The organism is Bacteroides sp. MSSM.1001136sp1_RTP21357st2_D2_RTP21359_211015 (genome assembly GCF_040913205.1).
In the GTDB taxonomy this organism is placed as follows: domain Bacteria; phylum Bacteroidota; class Bacteroidia; order Bacteroidales; family Bacteroidaceae; genus Bacteroides; species Bacteroides ovatus.
Window position 1 is genome coordinate 1 of sequence record NZ_JBDFVF010000046.1, and the last position, 26,332, is coordinate 26,332.

25 protein-coding genes and 5 tRNA genes are annotated in these 26,332 nt (G+C 41.3%); 12 read left to right on the forward strand and 18 right to left on the reverse strand.

Features of this window, described 5'->3' with window-relative positions; genetic code table 11:
* Nucleotides 1–25 precede the first annotated feature (25 nt).
* From AB5217_RS22325 to AB5217_RS22370, 10 genes are all read right to left on the reverse strand, one after another.
* Entirely contained in the window at nucleotides 26–808 is a 783-nt protein-coding gene (locus AB5217_RS22325; RefSeq protein ID WP_004300204.1) for a hypothetical protein, read from the reverse strand.
* A 236-nt stretch (nucleotides 809–1,044) separates the two neighbouring features.
* Nucleotides 1,045–1,127, reverse strand: a tRNA-OTHER gene (locus AB5217_RS22330).
* A 101-nt stretch (nucleotides 1,128–1,228) separates the two neighbouring features.
* Nucleotides 1,229–1,295, reverse strand: a tRNA-OTHER gene (locus AB5217_RS22335).
* A 227-nt stretch (nucleotides 1,296–1,522) separates the two neighbouring features.
* Nucleotides 1,523–1,620: transfer RNA gene (locus tag AB5217_RS22340), tRNA-OTHER, on the reverse strand.
* Between the two features lie 92 nt (nucleotides 1,621–1,712).
* A tRNA-OTHER gene (locus tag AB5217_RS22345) sits at nucleotides 1,713–1,783 on the reverse strand.
* 251 nt (nucleotides 1,784–2,034) lie between these two features.
* Nucleotides 2,035–2,292, reverse strand: coding sequence for a hypothetical protein (locus AB5217_RS22350; RefSeq protein ID WP_073348408.1), 258 nt, complete (start codon nucleotides 2,290–2,292; stop codon nucleotides 2,035–2,037).
* A gap of 17 nt (nucleotides 2,293–2,309) precedes the next feature.
* A complete protein-coding gene (locus AB5217_RS22355; RefSeq protein ID WP_004318833.1) occupies nucleotides 2,310–2,516 on the reverse strand; it encodes a hypothetical protein in 207 nt (68 codons plus the stop codon).
* 26 nt (nucleotides 2,517–2,542) lie between these two features.
* Nucleotides 2,543–2,676: transfer RNA gene (locus AB5217_RS22360), tRNA-OTHER, on the reverse strand.
* A 274-nt stretch (nucleotides 2,677–2,950) separates the two neighbouring features.
* Nucleotides 2,951–3,187 (reverse strand): hypothetical protein, encoded by a 237-nt coding sequence (locus AB5217_RS22365; RefSeq protein ID WP_004300198.1) that lies wholly within the window; start codon nucleotides 3,185–3,187, stop codon nucleotides 2,951–2,953.
* A gap of 15 nt (nucleotides 3,188–3,202) precedes the next feature.
* The gene (locus AB5217_RS22370) at nucleotides 3,203–3,496 is read right to left on the reverse strand and encodes a hypothetical protein (RefSeq protein WP_008765982.1); all 294 of its coding nucleotides are present in this window, start codon (nucleotides 3,494–3,496) and stop codon (nucleotides 3,203–3,205) included.
* Between the two features lie 153 nt (nucleotides 3,497–3,649).
* Between AB5217_RS22370 and AB5217_RS22375 the strand changes: the two genes are divergently transcribed.
* The 4 genes from AB5217_RS22375 to AB5217_RS22390 all read left to right on the forward strand — a co-directional run bounded on the left by AB5217_RS22375 (nucleotide 3,650) and on the right by AB5217_RS22390 (nucleotide 5,927).
* Nucleotides 3,650–4,030: a helix-turn-helix transcriptional regulator gene (locus tag AB5217_RS22375; RefSeq protein ID WP_008997734.1), complete on the forward strand. Its 381-nt coding sequence runs from the start codon at nucleotides 3,650–3,652 to the stop codon at nucleotides 4,028–4,030.
* Between the two features lie 99 nt (nucleotides 4,031–4,129).
* Complete coding sequence (locus tag AB5217_RS22380) at nucleotides 4,130–4,708, forward strand: hypothetical protein (protein WP_128858535.1); 579 nt, start codon at nucleotides 4,130–4,132, stop codon at nucleotides 4,706–4,708.
* A gap of 3 nt (nucleotides 4,709–4,711) precedes the next feature.
* A complete protein-coding gene (locus AB5217_RS22385; RefSeq protein WP_151879279.1) occupies nucleotides 4,712–5,518 on the forward strand; it encodes a hypothetical protein in 807 nt (268 codons plus the stop codon).
* A 64-nt stretch (nucleotides 5,519–5,582) separates the two neighbouring features.
* Nucleotides 5,583–5,927, forward strand: a complete 345-nt coding sequence (locus AB5217_RS22390) for a hypothetical protein (RefSeq protein WP_195407090.1) — start codon at nucleotides 5,583–5,585, stop codon at nucleotides 5,925–5,927.
* A gap of 5 nt (nucleotides 5,928–5,932) precedes the next feature.
* Here the strand turns inward: AB5217_RS22390 and AB5217_RS22395 are convergent, their stop codons facing one another.
* Complete coding sequence (locus tag AB5217_RS22395) at nucleotides 5,933–6,118, reverse strand: hypothetical protein (protein ID WP_128858150.1); 186 nt, start codon at nucleotides 6,116–6,118, stop codon at nucleotides 5,933–5,935.
* A gap of 316 nt (nucleotides 6,119–6,434) precedes the next feature.
* Between AB5217_RS22395 and AB5217_RS22400 the strand changes: the two genes are divergently transcribed.
* Nucleotides 6,435–6,647 (forward strand): hypothetical protein, encoded by a 213-nt coding sequence (locus AB5217_RS22400; RefSeq protein WP_004310918.1) that lies wholly within the window; start codon nucleotides 6,435–6,437, stop codon nucleotides 6,645–6,647.
* 23 nt (nucleotides 6,648–6,670) lie between these two features.
* Here the strand turns inward: AB5217_RS22400 and AB5217_RS22405 are convergent, their stop codons facing one another.
* From AB5217_RS22405 to gnd, 4 genes are read right to left on the reverse strand one after another with little or no spacing between them, the layout of a single operon-like run.
* Nucleotides 6,671–7,621, reverse strand: coding sequence for a Dyp-type peroxidase (locus AB5217_RS22405; protein WP_004297827.1), 951 nt, complete (start codon nucleotides 7,619–7,621; stop codon nucleotides 6,671–6,673).
* 45 nt (nucleotides 7,622–7,666) lie between these two features.
* Nucleotides 7,667–8,398, reverse strand: coding sequence for a 6-phosphogluconolactonase (gene pgl, locus AB5217_RS22410; RefSeq protein ID WP_032846469.1), 732 nt, complete (start codon nucleotides 8,396–8,398; stop codon nucleotides 7,667–7,669).
* Nucleotides 8,395–9,891 carry a glucose-6-phosphate dehydrogenase gene (gene zwf, locus AB5217_RS22415; RefSeq protein WP_004310726.1) on the reverse strand — a complete coding sequence of 499 codons (1,497 nt, stop codon included), beginning with the start codon at nucleotides 9,889–9,891 and terminating at the stop codon, nucleotides 8,395–8,397. The genes pgl and zwf overlap by 4 nt, the downstream gene beginning before the upstream one ends.
* A gap of 34 nt (nucleotides 9,892–9,925) precedes the next feature.
* On the reverse strand, nucleotides 9,926–11,401 hold the full coding sequence (gene gnd, locus AB5217_RS22420) for a decarboxylating NADP(+)-dependent phosphogluconate dehydrogenase (RefSeq protein ID WP_032846467.1): 1,476 nt from the start codon (nucleotides 11,399–11,401) through the stop codon (nucleotides 9,926–9,928).
* A 109-nt stretch (nucleotides 11,402–11,510) separates the two neighbouring features.
* Between gnd and AB5217_RS22425 the strand changes: the two genes are divergently transcribed.
* The 5 genes from AB5217_RS22425 (at nucleotide 11,511) to AB5217_RS22445 (ending at nucleotide 18,292) form a co-directional block, all read left to right on the forward strand.
* Nucleotides 11,511–12,680, forward strand: a complete 1,170-nt coding sequence (locus AB5217_RS22425) for a dicarboxylate/amino acid:cation symporter (protein ID WP_004297835.1) — start codon at nucleotides 11,511–11,513, stop codon at nucleotides 12,678–12,680.
* Between the two features lie 93 nt (nucleotides 12,681–12,773).
* On the forward strand, nucleotides 12,774–13,844 hold the full coding sequence (gene gmd / locus AB5217_RS22430) for a GDP-mannose 4,6-dehydratase (protein ID WP_022199336.1): 1,071 nt from the start codon (nucleotides 12,774–12,776) through the stop codon (nucleotides 13,842–13,844).
* A 100-nt stretch (nucleotides 13,845–13,944) separates the two neighbouring features.
* The gene (locus AB5217_RS22435; protein WP_032846465.1) at nucleotides 13,945–15,015 is read left to right on the forward strand and encodes a GDP-L-fucose synthase family protein; all 1,071 of its coding nucleotides are present in this window, start codon (nucleotides 13,945–13,947) and stop codon (nucleotides 15,013–15,015) included.
* Between the two features lie 420 nt (nucleotides 15,016–15,435).
* Entirely contained in the window at nucleotides 15,436–17,094 is a 1,659-nt protein-coding gene (locus tag AB5217_RS22440; RefSeq protein ID WP_032845820.1) for an AMP-binding protein, read from the forward strand.
* Between the two features lie 49 nt (nucleotides 17,095–17,143).
* Nucleotides 17,144–18,292 (forward strand): LA_2272 family surface repeat-containing protein, encoded by a 1,149-nt coding sequence (locus AB5217_RS22445; protein WP_032845818.1) that lies wholly within the window; start codon nucleotides 17,144–17,146, stop codon nucleotides 18,290–18,292.
* A gap of 219 nt (nucleotides 18,293–18,511) precedes the next feature.
* Here the strand turns inward: AB5217_RS22445 and AB5217_RS22450 are convergent, their stop codons facing one another.
* From AB5217_RS22450 to AB5217_RS22460, 3 genes are all read right to left on the reverse strand, one after another.
* The gene (locus AB5217_RS22450) at nucleotides 18,512–20,506 is read right to left on the reverse strand and encodes a fructose-1,6-bisphosphatase (RefSeq protein ID WP_368112741.1); all 1,995 of its coding nucleotides are present in this window, start codon (nucleotides 20,504–20,506) and stop codon (nucleotides 18,512–18,514) included.
* Nucleotides 20,507–20,705: 199 nt separating this feature from the next.
* Nucleotides 20,706–22,370, reverse strand: a complete 1,665-nt coding sequence (locus AB5217_RS22455; protein WP_120080473.1) for a putative transporter — start codon at nucleotides 22,368–22,370, stop codon at nucleotides 20,706–20,708.
* Between the two features lie 262 nt (nucleotides 22,371–22,632).
* Nucleotides 22,633–23,076 carry a hypothetical protein gene (locus AB5217_RS22460; RefSeq protein ID WP_004306378.1) on the reverse strand — a complete coding sequence of 148 codons (444 nt, stop codon included), beginning with the start codon at nucleotides 23,074–23,076 and terminating at the stop codon, nucleotides 22,633–22,635.
* A gap of 213 nt (nucleotides 23,077–23,289) precedes the next feature.
* Here AB5217_RS22460 and AB5217_RS22465 point away from each other — a divergent pair, with 213 nt between their 5' ends.
* Nucleotides 23,290–24,864: an AAA family ATPase gene (locus AB5217_RS22465; RefSeq protein ID WP_115484199.1), complete on the forward strand. Its 1,575-nt coding sequence runs from the start codon at nucleotides 23,290–23,292 to the stop codon at nucleotides 24,862–24,864.
* Nucleotides 24,839–26,266, forward strand: coding sequence for a VWA domain-containing protein (locus tag AB5217_RS22470; protein WP_171033583.1), 1,428 nt, complete (start codon nucleotides 24,839–24,841; stop codon nucleotides 26,264–26,266). Before AB5217_RS22465 ends, AB5217_RS22470 begins: the two co-directional genes overlap by 26 nt.
* Nucleotides 26,267–26,332: the final 66 nt, after the last annotated feature.

A 26,332-nucleotide genomic window follows, 5' to 3' on the forward strand; every position in this document is an offset into this window, starting at 1 on the left:
GATTTCACTAATTCTATCATTATTATCAATTTCTAGGAGGATACGTTTTCTGCATGTCAATAGTTATGTTTCTGAACTCCTTATTATTGTGAAGTTCGGGATGTTCAGCCCAAACTCTCTCAAGCTCTTCGCGGCTTTTAACACCAGTCATTTGTTTAATTGCACGATCTAGGTCTACACCAGTATATACTTTGCCCGAAGCGTTTGAAGCAGAAACATTGGGAGCATATACTTTTTCCTTTGTATTACCATAAGCAAAACGAACGCGGTTTTTATTGTCCACAATAACAAGTAAAATAATCTCCTTTTGCTCGTTATAACCAATCTCTTTTACACTGAATTTGGTGTATAGAGCAGGAGAACCTGTTTTGCTCTGATATATTTCATTTTTCTCAAGTGGAATCCAAATGAAAGGACCCGTATAAAGTTCACGCCCAATTCCCCAGTTAAATCCTGCACGTTTAAAGGCGTCCGAAGCCTGCCCTTTCTCTTTTTCTGTGCTAGATTCTGTCCCAACATCCTGTTTACTCACCCATTCCTTCTTTTCATTATCCCAAATGGACAACGTACAGAATAGATTCCCATTAACGACATCATGGTGCCGTTTCCAGTTCATTTCTCCGAACACTTCATCAAGTATTCTCATGTCTACTCGAGCATCCTTGTATAATAGCAAGGAGCAGCCCGAACCGTCCGGTTTCATAGTACCAACCCTACATTCAATTTCAGAAGCTAGAAGCGGTCTGATAGAATTTTTCTTCTTCTCTTCATTCTGAACCGTTGATACAGTGTTTTTTCTCGCTGTCATAATTCTAATTTAATGGTTTGACTTTTAGCTCATTACATCAGTAAAGGTAATCGTTATTGACAAGTTTAGCAAACAGAAACTTCGCCATTTTAACGCCATTTTCAGGTAGTAAAAACTGCCTGTACGATATTGTACAGGCAGAAAAATAAGAAAATGAATAATCCAATGTACCTTATGGAACGGCTACGCTTTGAAGGGTGTACGGCTCCCTGATTTATACATAATGTAAATGCTAGTGGACGGAACCGGAGTCGAACCGGTCTCACGGAATATTGGTGCACCTCACCGCAGTTTCAACCAACGATATACATATCCGCCCGATTAATTAAAAAGGTGCACTATCTTCACAGACCATACACCCCAATCACAAACACAAAACAAAACTCATGAACTACTATAATTTAATTAGGATCAGAAGGGTGAATGGCGTGGGGATCGAACCCACATCACGCATATCTGCGTATGCTGCCAATTACACCAGCCATCCGTTTTAAGTGAACTATTCTCACGAACCATTCACCTAGAACACAAACACAAAATAAAACACGACATTAACTATTAAATAGCACTCTCACGAGCTTCTTGCTTCCGGATAGCCGTTCAAAGCACACCGGAATAGTATAGAACAATTAAAACTCAAATAACAGGGGCTTTAACCCTACAGCGTCCTTTTCGCTGGCAACATTAGTTAAACATAAAAAGAAAAATTCTCTGTGAAGGAACCCGGACTCGAACCGGGATGATAGATTACCTATGTATGACTTTCTTCAATCTATCTGCATACTTGCGTTTACCAATTCCGCCATTCCTTCAGGTCGTAGCCAGACGCTTCCGGCTACATTGATTGTATATATAATGCAAATATATTTTCACCCTCACGGGTTACTTAACTCTGATTGAGTTGAGCCGGGAAACGGATTCGAACCGCTGACCTCATGTAGAAACATGCGCTCTAACCAACTGGGCTATCCCGGCAGATGCCCGGCGAACCGGGCTAAATAAACATGACAAATACTAAAATTAAGCAATGCAAACCTTCACAGGCTATTTTTATATTCTTCCCCTTTCCTCATATTCGAATCTCACAGCCAATAGTACAACAGTTATAATGAATATGAGATATGACCAGGCGATATCACTTCTCGTAGCTTCGATTCCCCCACCTATATACATAGCTACTAATATGGCAACTACTGTAAAAATGTTATGAATGAATTTTATTTTTTTCATCTCTTCCGCTTTTTAGATTTGACTTTCCTTCTCGCACATCGGCAATGCAGTAATACTTGAGCAGCATTACAATGCCATTTGCCATTTTGAACATTAGTGGGCTTATCACTTTCAATCTTACCCGCTTCTATAAGATTCATCAATTTCTTTTCCCCACCCACATAATACGCAGACTTATCTTTTCCAAACGTTTCTGTAGAAAACAGACGGAGAATATTATCTAGCAATATTTCAGCCATTTCACCTCTGATCATCTCAACAAGCAAGGTAGTTATGCAATTCTGGTTACTATAAACTGCATATTTTTTACATCTGACTTTGTTTTCCAAGCCATTCCTTCAGCTTTTTCTTTATAAAGCCGAGCATTCAATGTATTAGTTACAGACGGTTTCTGAACGATAGGAAATACTTCTATTGCACCAACATCCATACTCCGTAATACATCAATTACGTTACGTCTCTGAATATCCTTTTCCATACAATCTAATTTTAAATTAAACATTGAAGCGATGAGCGGATTCGAACCGCCGACCTCTGCTTGTGGTGCTCTTCCGTTAAGCTAAGAGTATTTCTTGAGAGACTCGAACTCTCAACCATCCACCACACACAGCGCTCTAACCTGCCTGAGCTACATCACCTTTATATACATAAAGCAAATACCTCGATTTGCCGACAAACGTCTAACTGATTTAGTTTTACAACGATACGGCTTGACCATTAACCACAGCATTATATCGTTGAGAAGCCCGCCTACGTCAGTAATCCCTTTCGGCACGTGTCGGCTTCCAAAACACCATTTTACCAATATGTCAAAGAACTCTTCTCTGTTGTTCCCAGTCTCCCTTCAAGGGCAGGCTCAAAGACCGGACTGGGTACCGGATAACCGGCGGTTTGGTTTGACTTTAGTGAGGGTTAGAGAATACTTTGGTTGTTCTTCAAAACTATGTCCATTAAGTTTCGTTGCGATTCAATAAATTTCTTCAAATCATCACATTGGGAAACTTTCTCTCTATAAAATCCACGTTCTGATTCTAAATCTCGTTTGAGTTTTTCATTTTCACCTCTCAAAGAGCTGATCAACGCGTCTCGTTCTTCAATCACAGCTTCATATTTGTCTCGCTGTATTTCTAGTTCGGTTCTTTTATCCATTGTTGTATAATTTGATTAATCTCCGACGTAATGTGCACCGTAATGAGTACTATTTGGGTTGTAGTAAGCGGAAGCGGGAATATTAAGGTTATTATATTCCTTGCTAGGTGTAGCTTTGGCAGTCTTGCTCATAGCTTCATGTCTTTCAGCTAAAAATTTATCAGTTCTTGATTTCACTGCTTCCGGTGAGAAACTTTCTTGGAGTTTTGCGAAGCTCCATGCAGATTTTAAACACTCTGAAAATGTTTTTCCACCCTTCTTGTAATTGCGGTGTGCAGACTTCATTATTTGTGATAAATTGTAGCTCATAATCGTTATTTTTTAATTGGTTTTATCAATCAATTTTTGTATGTTTGTATGATTGATTGATTTATGATGCAAATATATCCTCGAATGTGGATATATAAAAATTTAAAACCCATTTTATATCCCCATTTGTGGATATTTAACTTTTGATTGATTATGATAAACAGAATTAAAGAAGTAATAACCTATTCAGGGCTATCAGAGAGGGGATTTGCTATTAAGTGTGGATTAAAGCCCACAACTATTAATAATCAACTGATAGGAAAAAGAGAAATTAGCCTTGCAACAATAATAGCAATTTCATCCTCATTTGAGGAAATTTCCGCAGAATGGCTGTTAAGAGGAAAAGGTTCTATGCTTCTTCAAAAAGAAGAAACAGAACCAGGAATGGATAAATTGAAAAGTATAGTATATACCATCGCCAATTTACAAGATGAGATTAATGAAAAGACAGTGCTTACCCAACGGCTTTTGGAAGAAAATCAGAAATTAAAGGGTGAACTAGCTATGTTGAAGAATGAAAGAAATATAGGATAAGCCGTGAAAAGGACATATCATAGCATTTTAAGTATGCGCCAAATTGAAACAGTAGAGCCTAATTATTATATAGCTAACACTATAATTTAATTCATACATATGGCAAAAATAAAACAAGATAGAGAGCTTTTAAAAATTATAGATGACTATAAAACTTTCATTAATGCTGAAAAGAGAATTAATGCACCAATCATTGTTTCTGAACCTAAAGGAAATCATGGTACATCTCTTTATACTAAAAAACATCTTCACTCAGAGTTCCACTTCGGAAATACCTTCATGACTTGTGAAGTACGAAATGGAGATAAAACAGATTGTTCATTCCAGATAGTTTCGGATAAATTCAAAAAAGGAGTAGTTATCCGCTATGACAGTGGTGGAGGTACTCATAAAAACGAAGTTCCGTTTATACCTTTAGCTGAGCAAAGTGTTACAACTCCTCATTTTCACAAATATGATGATAATGGATATTTCTTAGCCTATAAAACAGACTTATTGAATAATCCCAAACAAGCTGAGCATTTATTTGACATTGACTTTGGTTTTCCTTACTTTTGCCAAGAAAGTGTGATCTACACTAATGATGAGCATGAATTACCTGAAATACAAGTATTTCGAGAAGGCTATCTTCCTTTCGAAAGAGAAGACAAAGACCCACTTGAAGGAATAAATTTTTAAGAGATGGAAAAACTTATTGAATATATCATCAAATCCTACAATTCTTTATGGAAAATAAAGAAACATGGAAATACTTTTGAGATCATAACACCGATAGCAACAACAAGTAATATCTTTGTTTCCGTCTTTTTAACTCGAAGAGGAGATGATTTTATTGTTACTGATGGTGGTTGGATAGACAGTGGTATGTATGAATGTGAAGCTAATTCTGATGACATATACTATTTCAAACTATTCCAGTATTATTTAGAAGATTATGAAATAGATATTTTAGAACATGCTGGCTATCATTACTATTATAAAAAAATAGAGAAAGCAGAGCTAGTACCAAATATAGTATACGACTTGTCCAGTTTCATTAATGCCGTAGTTAGTGCATCTTTTATCTCTTTTGAAGAAAAAAAGGAAAAAGAACAAATTGGTAGATTTAAAAGGAATGCCACTAATTTCATACATAACCTTGTAGATAAGGAACACTTAAAAACCAACTACTCTATACATGAAGGATTAGCAATTAAATTCAATGCTGTTGTTCTTCGAAATAATAGAATGACGCTTATTAATTACGTTACAGGTTCTAATGATACAAATTTCATATTAAGTTTAGGGCGTTCTAATTTGAATTATGATGCAGTAGATGCACATGCCATCAATAGCCGTATCAATCATAAAATAACTCTAATAGATGATACTACAAAATCTATTCAATCTCCTAAAATTGCTCCTTACTTAAAGTCTATTGAAACCAAATCAGGGCGTACGTATTTAAAATGGCATGAAAAATCCCATTTAAAAGAATTAGTGGAATAAATTACGCTTTATAAATAAAATATGATTCTTAAACAATGATACAAACTAGAAGTAAACACTATATATGGAACTAAAAGAATTTATAAAAGACACAGTTACTCAAATAGCAGATGCAGTAACAGAGTTAAATGGTGGAACATCAAAATATCCACTAACCATTAATCCTATTGGTGATATAGGGAAACAGGATTCAAATTACATAGAGATAGCGTCAAAACATTGTTATATCACAAATATTGAATTTAATCTGTCATTGACAACATCTGACAATAAAGGAAACAATACAAAAGTTGGTGTGTTTGCAAGCATTATAGGAGTAGGTGTATCTTCTAATGAAGATGCACAAAATGAATCTGTAAGCAGAATAAAGTTCTCCTTACCCATGCTTTTACCAAACAAGGAAGTTTAAAATTATTAAGGCAATTTTCCTTCTTTGATATATTTATATGTATAATCAGCCACATTAATGAAAGAACTGGTTCCATTCACTTTTGTGACATAACCAATGCAGCGTTCTCTTAAAGCTTGATCTTTTTTAAGTTCTCTACGAACTTTACGCACTCTCATCCATTTTTGGATGCTTCTAAAAAACATTTTCATAAACGCACTATTTTAGTTTGACAATGCGCAAATATAATATTTAAAGTAATATAAAACATGAAACTCAAAAATCTTGATAGTACATAAAACATCAAATGGTCGAATTATGGTCGAACCATAAAAAAAAGCAGGACTATATAATTGATATACAGAATATACAACTAGATTTCCAAAAATGTGTCTAGTTTAGTTTTTGTGTTAATAGCTCCCTCGTCGGCGGACGAACTAGGGAGCTATTTTTTTATTTATTACAGGAATATAATTGCACAAAATATACATATTTTCCATAACTTTGCAGCGACAAAGGATCACACAAATGGAATATAGCGTAGAAGAACTAAAAAGTGCATTAATAGAGAAATGCGAGAGTGAAGGTATCCTGTATGCAACGGTTGCAATGGACCGTCGTACTAAAGAAATGATTCTTCCTGATACTTTACAAGGAGCTCTGAAACATCCGGAATTCTTCGTATGTACCTGCAAGAAAGTAAAAGACCAATATGTAGTGGAGGAGATTACTAAAGTGTAATACTCCCCCCAGTCTTTTATTTTTTATTCGCCCAGTTCACTTAGCAAATCGTAGGAAGGAGCAAAGAAAAGTGTTCCCGTAACTGCTGTACTAAAGTCCAGTAAACGGTCGGTATTGCCTACCGGATTGCCAATAAACATACTTTCCAACATCTGCCGGGTAGTAGTGAACGTACTTGCATAGCCGATGAAGTAAGTACCATATTCTCCCTTAGACGTATTGGCGAACGGCATATTGGCACGCACTATTTTCAGGTCATCTCCAATATTAGTGACGGCATTATGCGCATTTTGAGGTTTCTCCTCGTCAGACAGTTCGACATCGTTAAACTTACGACGCCCGATCACTTTCTCCTGTTCTTCCACAGGTAAGGAGTTCCACGCAACCATATCGTGAATATACTTCTGCACAAAGACATAGCTGCCTCCTGCAAAATCAGCATCTTCCTCTCCTACAACTGCAAAATGATAGGGATTTTCATCAACCGCCGGATTCTCCGTTCCATCCACAAAGCCGATAATGGCTTTGCCATCCATATATCTGAAACCGTGAGTTTCGTCGACAGGTTCAACCACGCCTTGAAGTTTCTCATCGATGATAGATGCAAACTCAAAACATAATCCCATCTGTTTTGCACGGATATGAAACAATAAGTCGCCCGGAGTAGAAACTGCCGTATGCTTCTCGCCTTTTATCTCTTCGAAAGTTTTCAGTTCTTTGGGTTTTCCCTGTTCCGGGAAAAGACGGTTCCAGGCATCGGCTCCAAATCCCATGGTACAACTGAACATCATATCAGGAAAACGGTTACGCATACTGCGAATCAGGGCCGAGAAATTGGCACACACATCTTTTACTTTGCCAAGAGTTTCAGGCGAATCTTTTAAAGTATAAACAATAAAAATAACATTTTCGCCTTGTTTCCCCGCTACGTCTTGTGGGATATTACCACCAAATGAATGTTGATAAGGATTCATATTTTTCTTTTTTTCTATTAGTTTCGTCAATGAAATAGTTCTGTTCTAACTCATCTTTTTATTAGGATCTTCAATATATGCGGCAGCCCCTTTATCCATAAACAGTTCTACATTTTGCGCATGATGAGCCACATAGGCTGCGGGACCAGTGTCTCCCGAATTACAGATTTCTTCTACTACATCGGCTTTATTTTTTCCGGTAATCAGGAAAATGACATAGCGGGCATTCTGAATGGGGTATCCCGTCATTGCGATACGCTTCTGCCCGTTACGGGGATGTGCACTGACCACATAAATAGAGTTTGAAGTCAGCAAATCTTCTTGCCCGGGAAAGATCGAAGAAGTGTGTCCGTCATCTCCGGCTCCCAACAGTATAATATCGAATTCGGGCCAACCACGCTTAAACGGCACTTGCTGCCGGACTAACTCCGAATAACGAACCGCCTCTTTCGCAGGCTCTGCCTCTCCACGGATACGGAATACATTCTCATAGAGAATAGGAGTGATACCCAAAAGAAGGTTGCGCATCATTCCGTAATTACTGTCCGAATCATCGGGAGGCACACAACGTTCATCCACCCAATAAATCCGCATACGGTCCCAAGGGGTAATTTCCATATATTCATTCGCCCATAAATCGAACATCAGAGCAGGGGTATTACCACCACTAACTGCGATATTGAACACTCTGTCCGGCTCTTCATTCATGATTTCCACCAGGCGGAGTATCAATGCTCGTGAAGTTTCAATTGATGAGGAAAAAACTGATAGTTTCATAATTCACAATATTGATCTGTATTTGTCAAATTCTTACAAGGATTCGTCCAGTCAGCCCCATGTTCGTGCATCATTGCTTCACTTTCCAAAGGTCCCCACGTACCTGCGGGATAACCGTAAAGAGGCGCATCGGGGTTATCTTTCCAATAGCGGAGCACCGGATCGAAGAATTTCCATGAGGCTTCTACTGCATCACTTCGAGTAAATAAAGTCGGATCGCCCTGGATACAATCATCTATCAGACGGGCATAAGCGTCACCACTAGGCACACCGCCCAACTGTGCATAACTGAAATCCATCGTCACCTGGCGGACTTCGAAACCTGCACCGGGGACTTTCATTCCGATTTTGAGCACAATTCCTTCATTCGGTTGCAAACGAAGGATCAATTTATTAGCCCGTGGACAGTTGCCACTAGCACAATGAAACATCTGGTGAGGTGTTTCCCGGAAATGCACAACGATTTCCGTTACTTTCGTCGGCATTTGTTTACCTGTACGAATGTAGAACGGAACGCCACTCCAGCGCCAGTTACTAATGCCCAGTTTCATGGCAATATAAGTTTCCGTGCGCGAATCGGGAGCCACTCCTTTTTCTTCACGGTATCCTTTTTTACTACCGGAGGCTGTATATTGTCCGCGAACAATATGTTCATTCAAATCGATATCATTCAATGGAGTAAGAGATTCGTAGACCTTCACCACTTCATTACGGAAATTGTCTGCATTGAAAACAGCAGGCGGTTCCATAGCCGTAAGGGCCACGAGCTGTATCAGATGATTCTGCACCATATCCCGTAGCGCACCTGCCGTTTCATAGAACCCGCCTCGTTGCTCGATACCCAGATTTTCTACGGCTGTAATTTCTACGTAGTCAATATAGTTACGATTCCAGAGAGGTTCGAAGATACCGTTGGCAAAACGGAAAGCCAGTACATTCTGGGCCGTTTCCTTACCGAGAAAATGGTCGATACGGTAAATTTGATGCTCATTGAAAACAGAGGCATACGTTTTATTCAGTTCAAGTGCCGACTCGAGATCATAGCCGAAAGGTTTCTCAACGATGATGCGCGAGTGGGGAGTGTTAAGTCCGGCAGCTTTCAAATAGAGGGGCACTACTCCGTAAAGTGATGGCGGAGTGGCAAGATAGAACAGCAGATTGTCCGGATCTACCTCATTAGTCAATTCAACCAGACGTTGGCGGAGTTGCGGGTAACCTTCTTCTTTTGCCGGGTCCATCGGTAAATAGTAGAGATGGGAGACAAATGAAGCCATAAGAGCTGTGTCCTGTTCTTCAGACTTGACAAACTGTTGTAGTTCTTCTAATATATAGGAACGGTAGTTATCGTCAGAATAGACCGTACGCCCGATACCCAATATGGAAAACTCTCCGGTCAACCGTTTTTCACGGTAGAGGGAGTAAAGGGCAGGCATCAGCTTACGCTTGGTCAAATCACCTGACGCACCGAAAATTATCATTGCAAATTTATCCACTTTATTAATTTCTAAATATGAATTATAGGTTTACTCAAACATTATAGGTGCCCGATTTCGTATCTCCTCCGTGGCCTGTCCAGTTCTCGTGAAAGAACTGTCCGCGCAACTCATCCTTACGCTCAAAAGTGTGCGCACCGAAATAATCACGTTGTGCCTGTACAAGGTTGGCGGGCAGATCGGCAGAAGTGAGCGAATAGAAATAGTTGAGGGCAGAGGAGAAAGCAGGAACGGGAAGTTCTTCTTTCATGGATTCCGCCACCAGGCTCTTCCATCCGGGAAGCAATGTCTTCATTTCTTCTTTAAAATAAGGAGCCAACAACAAGTGTTTAGGCTTGTCGGTGGCTTCGAAGGCAGCTGCAATATCGTTCAGGAATATACTGCGGATGATGCATCCCCCACGCCACATACGCGCAATGGAAGCCAGGTCGAGATGCCAGCCGAAAGCGTCGGAAGCACGTTGCAACACGGCGAATCCCTGGGCATAAGAGACGAGTTTGGAAGCATAAAGAGCAGAAAAGATATTCTTTACGAGTTCCGCCTTATTATATATAGGTTGTGTATGTTGACACTGGAATTGCTTGGAAGCCAGGTGACGCAAGTCTTTCTGTGAAGAAAGGCTTCGTTCGAATACCGCTGTGGCAATTAGCCCTAACGGCATACCGAGTTCCATCGCATTGATAACCGACCATTTTCCGGTTCCTTTCTGTCCGGCTGCATCCAGGATTTTATCAATGAGATAACCTCCGGATTTGTCTTTATGCCGCAGAATGTTGGCGGTGATTTCGATCAGATAACTGCGAAGTTTGCCTTCGTTCCAACGGGCAAAGACATCAGCCATTTCCTCATTGGTCAGATCAAGCAGCTTTTTCATCACCCAATAGGCTTCGGCAATCAGCTGCATATCACCATATTCGATACCGTTGTGAATCATCTTCACAAAATGACCGGAGCCGGCAGGACCCACCCATTGACAACAAGGAGTGCCGTCCGGTGCTTTTGCCGCAATACTTTGAAGAATCGGTTTCACTTCCGGCCATGCTTTTTCCGAACCACCGGGCATGATAGAAGCTCCATTCAAGGCTCCCTCTTCACCACCGGACACACCGCTACCGACGAAAAGAAATCCCTTTGATTCCGCCAGTTGGACACGACGGTTCGTATCTTCGTAATTAGAATTACCGCCATCAATAAGGATATCTCCCGGTGAAAGCAACGGGAAAAGCTGATCCATCAGTTCGTCAACCGGACTTCCGGCACGAACCATCATCATAATCTTACGGGGAATAGCTATCGAATCTACAAATGCCTTTATATCTGTGAATCCTTCGATGTTTTTACCTTTTGCACGACCATTCAGGAAGCGTTCTACCACCCCCTCCTCTACTCCGGGAACAGTACGGTTATAAACCGACACGTGCCATCCCTTACTCTCCATGTTTAAAGCAAGATTCTCGCCCATCACAGCCAAGCCGATAAGTCCGATATCTGTTTTATTCTGATTTGCCATAACTTGTATATTTTGAATATTCTTTATCTTAGTAACATTTGAAATGCACATTTGTTCGCAATATTTTAGATTAAAATATTATTTTTGTGGTCTACAAATAAAATCAAGGATGAAGAAGATCAAAATCGGTTTGTTGGCACGCATCGTTATCGCCATCATTTTGGGTATTGCCATCGGCACAGTTTTCCCGGCTCCGCTAGTGCGAATATTTGTTACGTTCAATGGCATTTTCAGTGAATTTCTTAATTTCTCTATCCCATTAATTATCGTCGGACTGGTTACTGTGGCTATTGCCGACATCGGAAAAGGCGCAGGAAAAATGCTACTCGTGACAGCTTTGATCGCCTACTTCGCTACTCTTTTTTCAGGCTTTCTCTCCTACTTCACAGGAGTCACAGTATTTCCTTCGCTCATCGAACCGGGTGCACCACTTGAAGAAGTAAGCGAAGCGCAGGGAATCCTCCCCTACTTCTCCGTCTCCATTCCGCCACTGATGAACGTAATGACAGCTCTGGTTTTAGCTTTCACACTGGGGTTAGGACTGGCGTCACTCAACAGCGACGCATTGAAAAATGTGGCACGTGATTTTCAGGAAATTATCGTACGAATGATAAGTGCCGTCATTCTACCGTTGCTACCGCTTTATATCTTCGGCATATTCCTCAACATGACACATTCGGGACAAGTATATTCTATCCTGATGGTGTTTATTAAAATTATCGGAGTCATCTTCGTTCTTCATATTTTCCTGTTGGTTTTTCAGTATTCCATTGCGGCATTGTTTGTGCATAGAAATCCATTCAAATTGCTTAGCAAAATGCTGCCCGCTTACTTCACGGCATTGGGTACACAATCATCTGCAGCCACCATTCCCGTGACACTGGAACAGACCAAAAAGAACGGAGTATCTGCTGAAGTAGCCGGATTTGTGATTCCGCTATGTGCCACCATCCATCTATCGGGCAGTACACTGAAAATTGTAGCCTGCGCACTGGCATTGATGATGATGCAGGGAATGCCGTTCGACTTCCCCCTGTTTGCCGGGTTTATCTTTATGCTGGGTATCACTATGGTAGCTGCTCCGGGAGTTCCGGGTGGAGCAATCATGGCTTCCCTGGGGATTCTGCAATCCATGCTCGGTTTCGACGAATCGGCACAAGCTTTGATGATTGCGCTTTACATCGCCATGGATAGTTTCGGTACTGCCTGCAATGTAACGGGAGACGGAGCTATCGCTTTGATTATCGACAAAATAATGGGAAAAAACCGTGCTGAATGACTGTGCTGAAAAATAATTGGAAAGTCACTTGGCTGGGTCACAAAAAATGCCGACATTTGCACCCACATTTTCAATTATATAAATAATTAGCGTATGAAAAAAGCCCTAATTTCAGGCATCACCGGGCAAGATGGTTCTTATCTTGCCGAATTTCTATTGCAAAAAGGTTACGAAGTACACGGTATACTCCGTCGTTCTTCTTCGTTCAATACAGGACGTATTGAACATTTGTATTTTGACGAGTGGGTGCGCGACATGAAACAGAAACGTACGATTAATCTGCATTATGGGGATATGACAGATTCTAGTTCGTTAATTCGTATTATTCAACAGGTGCAACCGGATGAAATCTACAATCTCGCAGCTCAAAGCCACGTGAAGGTTTCGTTCGACGTTCCGGAATACACTGCCGAAGCAGATGCTATCGGCACGTTGCGTATGCTCGAAGCTGTACGCATCCTGGGACTGGAAAAGAAAACCCGCATCTATCAGGCTTCTACTTCCGAATTGTTCGGTAAGGTGCAGGAAGTTCCACAAAAAGAGACAACTCCATTCTATCCCCGTTCTCCGTATGGGGTAGCCAAACAATATGGTTTCTGGATTACTAAAAACTACCGCGAAAGCTATGGTATGTTTGCTGTAAACGGTATTTTGTTCAATCACGAGAGCGAACGCCGTGGTGAGACGTTCGTTACACGTAAAATTTCGCTTGCTGCCGCACGTATCGCACAGGGCGAACAGGACAAACTGTACCTGGGTAATCTGGATGCACGTCGCGACTGGGGATATGCCAAGGATTACATCGAATGTATGTGGCTGATCCTGCAACATGACGTTCCCGAAGATTTCGTAATTGCTACTGGAGAAATGCACACGGTGCGCGAATTCGCAACGTTAGCATTCAAGGAAGCAGGTATCGAACTTCGTTGGGAAGGCGAAGGCGTAAATGAAAAAGGTATTGACGTAGCTACCGGAAAATCTCTGGTAGAAGTTGATCCTAAATATTTCCGTCCGTCAGAGGTGGAACAACTGTTGGGCGACCCGACAAAAGCAAAAACACTGTTGGGCTGGGATCCACGTAAAACATCATTCGAAGAACTGGTAAGTATCATGGTTCGCCACGATATGGAAAAGGTGAAGCGAATGATTGCTACCAAACATTAAATGAATTTCATTTCACCACAGAGGACGCAGAGGACACGGAGGATTTTATTTTTTCCTCTGTGCCCTCCGTGTCCTCTGTGGTGAACTAATAAAAGATAGAATGGAAAAGAATGCAAAGATATATATAGCAGGACACCGCGGACTTGTGGGATCTGCTATCTGGAAGAATTTGCAGGATAAAGGATATACCAATCTGATAGGCCGCACGCACAAAGAGCTTGACCTGCTGGATGGCATGGCAGTCCGTAAATTCTTCGATGAAGAACAGCCGGAATATGTATTCCTTGCCGCCGCCTTTGTGGGTGGTATCATGGCGAACAGCATCTACCGTGCCGACTTTATATACAAGAATCTGCAGATTCAACAGAACATTATCGGAGAGAGTTTCCGTCACAACGTGAAAAAGTTGCTCTTCCTCGGCAGTACGTGTATTTATCCACGCGATGCCGAACAGCCGATGAAGGAAGACGTATTGCTTACTTCACCGTTGGAATATACCAACGAGCCGTATGCAATCGCCAAAATTGCCGGACTGAAAATGTGCGAGAGCTTCAACCTGCAATATGGAACGAACTACATCGCCGTGATGCCGACAAACCTTTACGGACCGAATGATAATTTCGATTTGGAACGCAGCCATGTACTGCCTGCCATGATCCGGAAGATTCATCTGGCACACTGTCTGAAAGAAGGGAACTGGGAAGCTGTACGTAAGGATATGAACCTGCGTCCAGTAGAAGGTGTCAACGGCAACAGTCCGAAAGAAGAAATCCTGGCTATTCTGCAAAAATACGGAATCAGCGAAACGGAAGTCACTCTTTGGGGTACAGGTACTCCACTCCGCGAGTTCCTTTGGAGCGAAGAAATGGCGGATGCCAGCGTCTTCGTAATGGAGCACGTAGACTTCAAAGATACCTATAAAGAAGGTAGCAAAGATATCCGCAACTGCCATATCAACATCGGAACCGGTAAGGAAATCACCATCCGTCAGCTGGCCGAGCGTATTGTGGAGACTGTAGGTTATCAAGGAAAACTGACCTTCGACAGCAGCAAACCGGACGGCACAATGCGCAAGCTAACCGATCCTTCAAAACTGCATGCACTGGGCTGGCACCACAAAATTGAAATCGAGGAAGGCGTACAGAGAATGTACGAATGGTACTTGAAATAAGAAATGAAGTTACTGTAAATATGCTATTAGCTGAATTATTTTTGCTAATAGCATATTTTTTTTAGCTATAATGATAATTAAATTAGCTATAAGCATAATTTGTTTAGCTATAAGCATAATTTGTTTAGCTATAATGATATTCATTTAGCTCATAGCTTAATCTGTTTATGCCATGAGCTAATCTATTTTATCACAAGCTAATCCTTTTTGTTTATAAGCCTTCATCCAACTAAGCATCATTTATTCAACCATAAGCATCATTTATTCAATTATAAGCATCATCCATTGCACTAATAACGCATCGTCCACAAATTCCTTCCCACACTCTCCCTCCATTTCCAAAAAATCTTCACTCTTAATTCTTCATTCTTAATATAATTGCTATATTTGCACAATTTAATACCAAATGTGCAAAAAACAATGGAACAAAGTTTTATAGCCTATATTGAGAATAGTATCAAAAATAATTGGGACCTGGATGCCCTGACCGATTATAAAGGTGCAACTTTACAGTATAAAGACGTAGCTCGCAAAATCGAGAAACTCCATATCATCTTCGAAGAAAGCGGAATCCGCAAGGGAGACAAGATTGCCGTTTGTGGAAGAAACAGCTCTCACTGGGGAGTTACTTTCCTTGCCACACTAACGTATGGAGCCGTTATTGTACCTATTCTCCATGAATTTAAAGCAGACAATGTGCATAATATCGTCAACCACTCCGAAGCCAAGTTACTGCTTGTTGGAGATATGGTATGGGAAAACCTGAACGAGTCGGCAATGCCGCTATTGGAAGGTATCCTGATGATGAACGACTTCACCCTGCTAGTGTCACGCAGCGAACGACTGACTTATGCACGCGAACATCTGAACGAAATGTTCGGCAAAAAATATCCGAAGAATTTCCGTAAAGAACATGTCGCATATCATAAAGACGAACCGGAAGAACTGGCAGTTATCAATTATACTTCGGGAACAACGAGTTATTCCAAAGGAGTAATGCTCCCCTACCGCAGCCTGTGGTCAAATACCAAATTTGCTTTTGAAGTGTTGGAACTGGAAGCCGGAGATAAAATCGTTTCCATGCTTCCTATGGCACACATGTACGGATTGGCTTTTGAATTCCTTTATGAGTTCTCCGTAGGTTGTCACATCTACTTCCTCACCCGTATGCCAAGCCCTAAGATTATCTTCCAGGCTTTTGAAGAAGTGAAACCCAGTCTAATCGTTGCCGTACCGCTTATCATCGAAAAGATAATCAAGAAAAGCGTACTTCCGAAGTTGGAAACTCCGGCGATGAAGATATTGCTGAAAGTGCCTATTATCAATGATAAGATTAAGGCAACAGTGCGCGAAGAAATGATTAAAGCATTTGGCGGAAACTTCAAAGCTGTTATTGTAGGAGGTGCTGCTTTCAATCAGGAAGTGGAACAGTTCTTGAAAATGATTGATTTCCCTTATACGGTTGGATATGGAATGACGGAATGTGGTCCGATTATCTGCTACGAAGATTGGAGAAAGTTCAAACCGGGTTCTTGCGGAAAGGCTGTACCACGGATGGATGTACGGGTATTGTCATCTGATCCCGAAAATATCGTTGGTGAAATCGTATGTAAGGGCCCGAATGTGATGTTGGGCTATTACAAAAACGAAGAAGCCACTCAAGAAGTCATTGACAAGGACGGTTGGTTACACACCGGCGACTTGGCTTTGATGGATGAAGAAGGTAATGTTACGATCAAAGGACGCAGCAAGAACCTGTTATTGAGCGCCAGCGGACAGAATATCTATCCGGAAGAAATTGAAGATAAGTTGAACAACCTGCCATACGTGGCTGAAAGTATTATCGTTCAGCAAAACGAGAAACTTGTCGGACTTGTTTATCCAGATTTTGACGACGCTTTCGCTCATGGCCTGAAGAATGAAGACATCGAGCAAGTAATGGAAGAAAACCGTGTGACTTTAAATACTATGCTACCGGCTTACAGCCAGATATCCAAGATGAAAATCTATCCGGAAGAATTCGAAAAGACACCGAAGAAGAGCATCAAACGTTACTTATATCAGGAAGCAAAAGGCTAATATAAAGTTAGCTGCATAAGATATTACTTAAACCGAAAAAGAGAAAGGAATGAAGATAAAGAAAACAATACTTACGGCAGCTATACTAATGGCTGCCGTTTCTTTACCGGCACAGAACAAGAGTGCAGGTATCAATATATCCATCTGGAAAGATATATGTACACAACCTCATGACAGTACACAGACGACATACATAAACATCGGTCTCCTGTCTACAATGAACCGTCTGAACGGTGTGGGTATCAATGCGTTGGGAAGTGTGGTTCATGGCGACATGAACGGAATACAAATCACCGGATTAGCCAACTTAGCAGGGGGTACTATGCGGGGCGTTCAGCTGGCCGGTATCAGTAATATCAGTGGCGATAACACCGTAGAACTTTCTGCTGCCGGATTGGTAAATATCACCGGCGACAGAGCACAGGGAGTAGTCATATCCGGGTTAACGAGCATCGGAGGAGACAACAACTCGGGGTTAATGATTAGTGGTTTCATGAATGTGACAGGCAACATGGCTTCGGGGCTACACTTTTCCGGAGCGGCAAATATTACAGGGCAGAGCTTCGGCGGTTTGATGGCTTCCGGACTTTTGAATGTGGTAGGCGAACACATGAACGGCTTGCAGATAGCAGGAATTGCCAATATAACCGCATCGAAACTGAATGGGATGCAAATAGCATTATGTAATTATGCAACGCAGGCCCGCGGACTTCAAATTGGCCTTGTCAATTATTACAAGGAAGACATGAAAGGATTCCAACTCGGATTGGTTAATGCGAATCCTGATACAAGAGTACAAATGATGGTGTATGGTGGAAATGCTACGCCTGCCAATATAGGTGTACGATTCAAGAACCAATTGTTTTATACCATTCTGGGAGTCGGTTCCATGTATCAAGGATTGAATGATAAGTTTTCGGCAAGTGCATCCTATCGTGCCGGTTTATCCTTCCCTCTTTACAAAGGCTTATCCATCAGCGGAGACCTTGGCTACCAGCATATCGAGGCTTTCGATAACAAAGACGAGGTGATTCCGAAACGTTTATATGCATTGCAGGCACGTGCCAATCTGGAATATCAATTTACCAGGAAGTTCGGTATCTTTGCAACAGGCGGTTATGGGCTAACCAGATTCTATAATAAATCGAGTAATTACGATAAAGGAGCGATTATAGAAGCAGGCATTGTTCTTTTCTAAACAGGAGTCGGGCAAGATACACTGCTGAAAAGATTAAAACACTAATATCAAGGCATTGCTTTACTAATTATAATTCGTTCCACCTGGATGATTGTTTCGTTCTACCAAGGTTTTCCTTTCGTCCCACCCAGGTCGCTGTTTAGTCCCACCTAGGTGGAACGAATCACTCAAGACACTAAAAATTATTGAATTTTATATTGCAAAGAAATAGCATTCATATCACACTTTTTCTTTTATCAGACCAGTACGATAAGCAACAAGCAGTTTCTTCAAATCCTGTATTTGAGTCACCAGTTCTTTTCCCTTATCGGTATCTTTCACCATCATTCGTTGTGAATTAAATTCGAGAACGAAGTTGGTCGATTTGATATCAAGTCCCTCTTCAATGGCTTTCTGACGAGACTGAAATGGTTCGTGCTGTACGAGTTGCATACCATGAGAATGATAAACAAGCGTATATCCCGCAATTCCCGTTTCCGGCTGATAAGCTTTTGAAAAGCCACCATCAATAACGAAAAGCTTGCCATTGGCTTTCATGGGTTGTTCTCCCTGAATCGTTTTCACAGGCACATGACCGTTGATAATATGCGAATGAGGCCCTGAAGCTCCAAACTCCGTCAAAATCTGGTCACAAATATCTTCCCGGTTACGCAAGGTGTAATAATAGCCCTTCTTTTCTTTATGTAACTCTTTATCTTCTACAAAATAGCGTTCAAAAGTCGCCATCTTATCCTTATCAAACAGGGGAGCTTCCGGACCACACCACATATACCAGATGTAATCCATAGCAAATTCCTTATCCTCCTCTCCTTCTTCATCGAAGTACGCAGTACGAATCAGTTGATCGGCTTTATCCAACAATTTACGTCCCCAGTATTCCTTACCACGTATTTTGACATGTTTAAAGCTGCCATCCTCATTCAGAGGAACAGAAGCATGATAAAGAAGATTCGAGTTTGAAACCAGATACATGCCGCCATAGGTAAACAGACAACGCATGTGCTTCTTCAATTTCTCACTATTCATAAATGAATAATGAATCTTTTCTACCAATTCGCGTTCTTCTTCAGTCAATCGGTAAGGATTTGCCGGATCTACAGTCGGGAAGTTGGTATCGCGCAAAGCATATTCTTTTCCTTCATATACAAAGACGCCGCGTTCAAAATCAATCTTCTCCAGAAGTTTACGATTAGCCATTCCGAACTCCGGACGACGGTCGATGATTTCAGCTTCCAGCTTAAACTGGATAATGGTAATGGCTTTATGCATTTGAGTTATCAGACGCAAAGTTTTCTCATTATAATGAGCATCGGCAAAGTTCATTTTTGGCATGAAAATCGTGCAAGGATCATCGGCATACGTATCCATTGCAAAAGTAGCCAACGGAAGCAGATTGATTCCGTATCCGTCTTCAAGTGTCCCCAGATTACCATAGCGCATAGACATACGTATCACGTTAGCGATACAACTATCATTACCGGAAGCTGCTCCCATCCAGAGAATATCATGATTTCCCCATTGAATATCGAAGTTGTGGTAATTACACAATGTATCCATAATGATATGCGCACCGGGACCACGGTCGTAAATATCACCTACGATATGAAGAGAATCAATAGTCAAGCGCTGAATCAGATTACACATAGCGATAATGAAATCGTCGGCACGCTTCGTAGTGATAATTGTGCTGATAATTACATTAATATAAGCATGCTTATTCGGTTCGATAGACGATTCGTGCAATAACTCCTGAATGATATAAGAGAATTCGGCAGGCAGTGATTTACGAACCTTCGAACGGGTATATTTGGAAGACACGTTCTGACAGACTTTCACCAGTTGGTTCAGCGTAATCAGATACCAATCATCCAGATCCTTTTCACGGGCCTTCACCAATTGCAGTTTCTCTTCGGGATAATAAATCAAAGTACAGATTTCTTTCTTTTCAGCTTCACGAAGAGTGTTGCCGAATATTTCATTTACTTTACGTTTTACCGCACCGGAAGCATTTTTCAGTACATGCTGAAAAGCTCCATATTCTCCATGAATATCAGTCAGGAAATGTTCCGTCCCTTTAGGTAGATTTAAGATAGCCTCTAAGTTGATTATTTCCGTACTGGCATCAGCAATGGTAGGAAAACTTCGGGAAAGCAGTTGCAGGTAACGGAGATCACTCACAATGCTTTCAGGAGTTATGTTACTTTGAGCAGTCATTCTATTTACTATTTTACTATTTACAATTTATTAATTGGCAACTTATTATTAGTTGACAACTTACCATTTAGTAACTCAAAAAAGGAATTTATTAATTCCTCTCCTTTTTCTTGTTACAAATTTATCTATTTTATACGATTCCTGATTAAGAAATGACTACTTTTTATTTACAAATCCATCATTTCTCAATTTTCAATTCTCAATTTAACAAGAACATTAACAGCACTTGAGCGATAATCACCCGCAGGAACATACACAGCGGATAAACAGTCGCGTAGGCTACGGATGGGTTGTCGCCGGGAATTGTATCGTTTACATAGTTCAGTGCCATCGGATTTGCCATACTTCCGCACAACATACCGGATACAGTACCGAAATCAATCTTCATCATCTTGAAAGCCACAAACCCCACCAGTACGGTTGGAACAATAGTCAATCCGGCTCCTAAAGCGATCCATAACAAACCTTCCGGACGGAATACGGTGTCGAAAAAATGAGCTCCGGCATCCAGTCCCAGACAAGCAAGGTACATGGAAAGTCCCAAGGCACGTAACATCAGATTCGCACTACGGGTGGTATAAGTAATCATGTGTATCCGTGGTCCAAAAGTTCCCAGAAGGATACCAACGATAATCGGTCCACCCGCTAATCCCAGCTTCACAGGAGTACTGACACCCGGAAAAGAGAAAGGAATCGCCCCCAATGCCAAACCGAGTACGATGCCGATAAACACAACAACCAGATTGGGTTCTTTCAAACTTTTTACAGCATTTCCAAGTACTTTCTCCACATTCTGAATAGCAGCAGCCTCTCCCACTACCGTCAGGCGGTCTCCTAATTGAAGTACCAATCCCGGAGTAGCAAGCAACTGTACACCCGACCGGTAAACGCGACTGATGTTAATCCCATAATGATTTCTCAACCGGAGTGAACCGAGTTTCTTACCATTCAGTTCAGGGCGGGTAACGACAATACGTTGCGAAATCAATTCACTATCAATCGCATTCCAGTCAATGTCCTCTTTATTCCAATCCGTATTTTCCTGTTCACCAAAAAGCACGGTCAAGGCCAAAGCATCTTTCTCCGCAGCTACCACCAGTAAACGGTCACCTTCCTTCAATATCTTGTCAGAAGTCGGAATACTTACATGTCCGTCACGCCATAAGCGGGAGATGACAAACTTCGGGTAACTCATGCGAGCTATATCCTTGATGCTTTTATTGAAAATAGCAGGATTGTGTACTTGAAACGCTGCAATGTAGGTTTTGTTCGCATCATCTTTCTCTTTTATCTCCAAGTCTTCTTTGTGAACCAGCACTTTGCGAATTAATAAAACGGCAAGGATTACACCAACTACCCCCATCGGATAGGCTACCGCACATCCTAAAGCAGGAGTACTGCTGTCCATTCCCATCTGTTTCAATGTTTGTTGTGCGGCTCCCAACGCTGGAGTATTCGTCGTTGCTCCACAAAGGATACCGACCATATCAGGAAGAGAGACACCTGTTGCATAACTAGCCACCACGGTCAACAACGTTCCCAACAGAACAACTCCCAATGCCAGCATATTCAATGTTACCCCTCCTTTGCGGAAAGAGCTAAAGAAACCGGGACCGACTTGCAAACCGAGAGAATAAACGAAAATGACCAGTCCGAAACTTTCTGCGTAGTTCAACATCTGCGGATCGACCGAAAGCCCGAGATGGCCGGCGAGGATGCCTGCAAAAAAAACAAAAGTGACTCCCAGGGAAACTCCCCAGAAATGCACTCTTCCCAAGCCCAGACCAATGGCAGAAATCAATGAAAGTACCACAACAGCCTGTAAGGCAGAATGTTCGAGAAATAGACTATATAACCACTCCATGTATATAAAAACTAATAGGGCGCAAAGATAAAAACTATTTAGTCCGGTTCAAAACTTTTAAGCTTTCATTTCGCGCCCTATTTATACCCTGAATCATATATCCTGAAATCTTATTGATTACCCTTTTACTCCGTTACCTATTATTTTGTTCCTAATAACTATCCTATTTCTATCTTAACTATCTTATCCTTCTCTTTTCACCTGCATCTTGTTATCCCTCAAACGATCTTTTTCCCTCTGTTTCTTTCCGTTTTATCTTTCATCATTTCCCCTGAAACTCCACAAAGTTATTTCGTCCGTCCAGATAACCGCTTAACCTGTTTCCACCGATGTACACATCATCCAGGTATGAAACATCATTCGGTCCGTATGACATACGAATGGAAGTCTGCGCATAATTCTCCCAGCTCCAACGGAAATTATATTCATACTGCTCTACTGTCCCGTTAGGATATTCCACCCGTATATAGTCAATTCCCGTACGATCTAAAAAGAAATCCAGTTCCTGACGGCAATAGTTACCGTCCATGTCCCGGTAGAAACTAACCCAGGTACGGCTACACAAATCAGCCGAACGATTATAGTATCCTGCACCATTATTATCATCATCATAGAAACTGTCTATTTCCACTTCGCAAGAGGTAAAACTTACCATCAATATAGCCATCAAAGCCAAACCGAAGTATTTAAATGTGTTCGTTTTCATATTCCTTTATTTTTAACGGTTCTCTAATTATTATCTATCATTTATCTTTCGATAGAACAAAAGTAGAGAATGAATTTTCCTTATGAAACTGAAAACTCCTACTTATCGGGAGGAAATTGCCTAAATCTAGGGGTAAATCCCCCCAATGAAGTCTATTTCAAAGAATTCTTGTATCTTTGCCTCCTGTTAACAACACATGAAATCATCTGTCGCATGAAGTCAATCAAATCCCATATCACCCAACTGCTGAAATCCCTCAATGAGGGAGTATTCGAAAAAGAACATACCATCGCACTCTCCCTATTATCTGCCATGGCAGGTGAAAGTATCTTTCTATTGGGCCCTCCGGGAGTAGCCAAGAGCTTAGTGGCGCGCAGGCTCAAACTGGCTTTTAAAGATGCGGATGCTTTTGAATATCTGATGTCTCGTTTCAGTACACCGGATGAAATATTCGGCCCCGTCTCCATCTCAAAATTGAAAGATGAAGATACATACGAACGTATTACAAAAGGATACTTGCCGACAGCATCGATTGTCTTCCTGGATGAAATATGGAAAGCCGGTCCTGCTATCCAAAATTCTCTTTTGACAGTAATCAATGAAAAGATATATCGCAACGGACAATTTACGGTGCGTGTTCCTCTGAAAGCGCTGATTGCCGCGTCCAACGAACTACCCGCAAAAGGTGAAGGACTGGAAGCCCTATACGACCGTTTCCTGATCCGCCAGTTTGTCGGATGCATTGAACAGGAATATGCTTTCGACCAGATGATTTCTTCTACACGGGAAGTAGAACCTGAAATCCCGGCAAAACTCCAGGTAGACGATGAATTATACAATCAAATACAAGCTGAAAGTGAGAAAGTAGGTATCCACTATACCATCTTCGAGCTGATTCACAATATCAAACGAGAAATCGAACAATATAATACAGGGCGGGATGAAAACACCCCTCCGATCTATATATCCGACCGCCGTTGGAAAAAAATAGTAGGTCTGCTCCGCACCTCGGCCTATCTGAACGAATCTCCGGGAATTCACTTCTCCGACTGCTTGCTGATGAGTGCCTGTCTGTGGGATGAAGTTTCGCAGCTCCCCATCATCGAAAACATAGTGGAACAGTCGATTGCACGGGGAATCAATACATATTTATTGGGAGAAAAACGACTGGAACAGAAACTGGATACATTGAAAGAAAACATGAAGTCCGAACACAGCCTACGGGAACTTAGCGATCCGGGAATCCAGGTCGTAGATACCTTCTATCATCGCATAGAAGGTTACCACATTGCCGGAAATTTACTCATCTTTGCTTCGGATTACCAGTCTTTGAGGAAAGACAGCAACCGGTTGTTTTATATCCAACAGGATAAATTCCGTCCGGTCAACAAAATCCTGAAAGCCTACGATTTCGTAAAGAACAGGAATATCGCACAAAAGAATATTTATTCCCTCCGAAAAGGGAAACGATCTGTTTTCGTCAACAATCAGGAGTATCCACTACTATGTTATGATAATTGCAAACCTTTGCCAACACAGCAGGACGGCAGTACTCCGTTCGAATTTACATTGCAGGAAGTGATAGATTTACTTCATCAAATGGAGGTAGAATATAAAACAATCTTCGAGCGGGAAACAGCATATACAAAGGAACATCTTTTCTTAAGTTCATCGCAAAAAAGCAAAATTAAGCGAATCTTAGGGGAAACTGCACATATCATAGAGAACTACCGGAACGAACTTCGCATCATCGCTCATGCCCATGAACAAGAGAACAGAGAGTATTAGGCTCAAGCACCTGCAAGACATTTATTACGAAAAATTGCAGGGAATAGCCTATGATGTGTACGACGAACAACTACACAATCTGATTATCCGTCCCGAAGAACTGGATGCGGACATTCACCTGTATTTTCGTCACACACAACCCTCCCTGCAAGATTTCTACTCCCGTTATGCATCGCAATGGGAATACTTTCATGAAATGAATGAAGCATCGGACGCAAAGTTTCTTCAATTCCTGAAAAACAGCGCATACCCCTTCTCTATGAAATATCACCTGGTAGACCTCAACGTAAAATACTACCTCCAACGTTTTAATGCAATCAGCCCGCGTTCCAAAGAATGGAAAGCGTTGTGGACTCTTTTTTTCGACAAGTGGCATACGCTACTCTCGAACAATGAGTTCAACTATCAGATGGAACATATCGAGCAACTCTGTGAGGATTTCTATCGTATTCAACTGGCATTAGCCAAAAATCTTCCGGTACGCGGTGGCTCACGCCTCGTCTGGCTACTTCGCAATCATAAACAGATAGCGGAACAGATTTTAGAATACGAAGAAACGATCAAACGAAATCCCGTTATCCGCGAACTGGTAGAAATCTTAGGCAAAAAACACCAAAGTAGCCGGAAACGTTTCAAAATGACCGCAGGTATTCACCGGGAACAAATTATATCTCATGCCACCCGAAGTGATATTGCAGGCATTTGTGAAGGAAACGATTTGAATAGTCTTCTCCCTCTGGAATATTGTTATCTGGCGGAAAAGAACCTGCAACCCATATTTTTCGAGCGTTTCATAGAGAAGAGACTACAAGTCATCGATTATCAATCGCACGAGAAACAAACCATCAATGATAAGAAAACAGTAGGAAATGAAGTTTCCGAAGAAGCTGAAGGCCCTTTCATCGTTTGCCTGGACACTTCCGGTTCTATGGCAGGCGAACGGGAAAGAATCGCAAAATCTACTCTACTTGCCATTGCCGAATTGACAGAAGTACAACATCGGAAATGTTACGTCATCCTCTTCTCCGATGATATCGAGTGTATTGAAATAACCGATTTAGGGAGTAGTTTCGATCGCCTTGTCGATTTTCTAAGCCAATCTTTTCATGGTGGCACAGATATGGAACCAGTCATCACACATGCTTTGCGAAAGATCAGCGAAGAAGGATATATGGAAGCAGACATCATCACCGTATCGGATTTTGAGATGCGTCCAGTTGATAAACTGCTATCCCAGTCCATAGAACATGCAAAAGCAAAACAGACAAAAATGTATGCCATTTCTTTAGGAGGCAAAAGTGCCGAGACCAGTTATCTGAAATTATGTGATAAATATTGGGAATATAGTGTTCAAAACGCTGAAAGTCTTAATAAAAATAGAATTGAAGAATCAAATATTTAATCAATGTTATAAAACATCTCTTTTTTCTTGTTTTATTTGCAAATTCGACAGAAGTCCGTATATTTG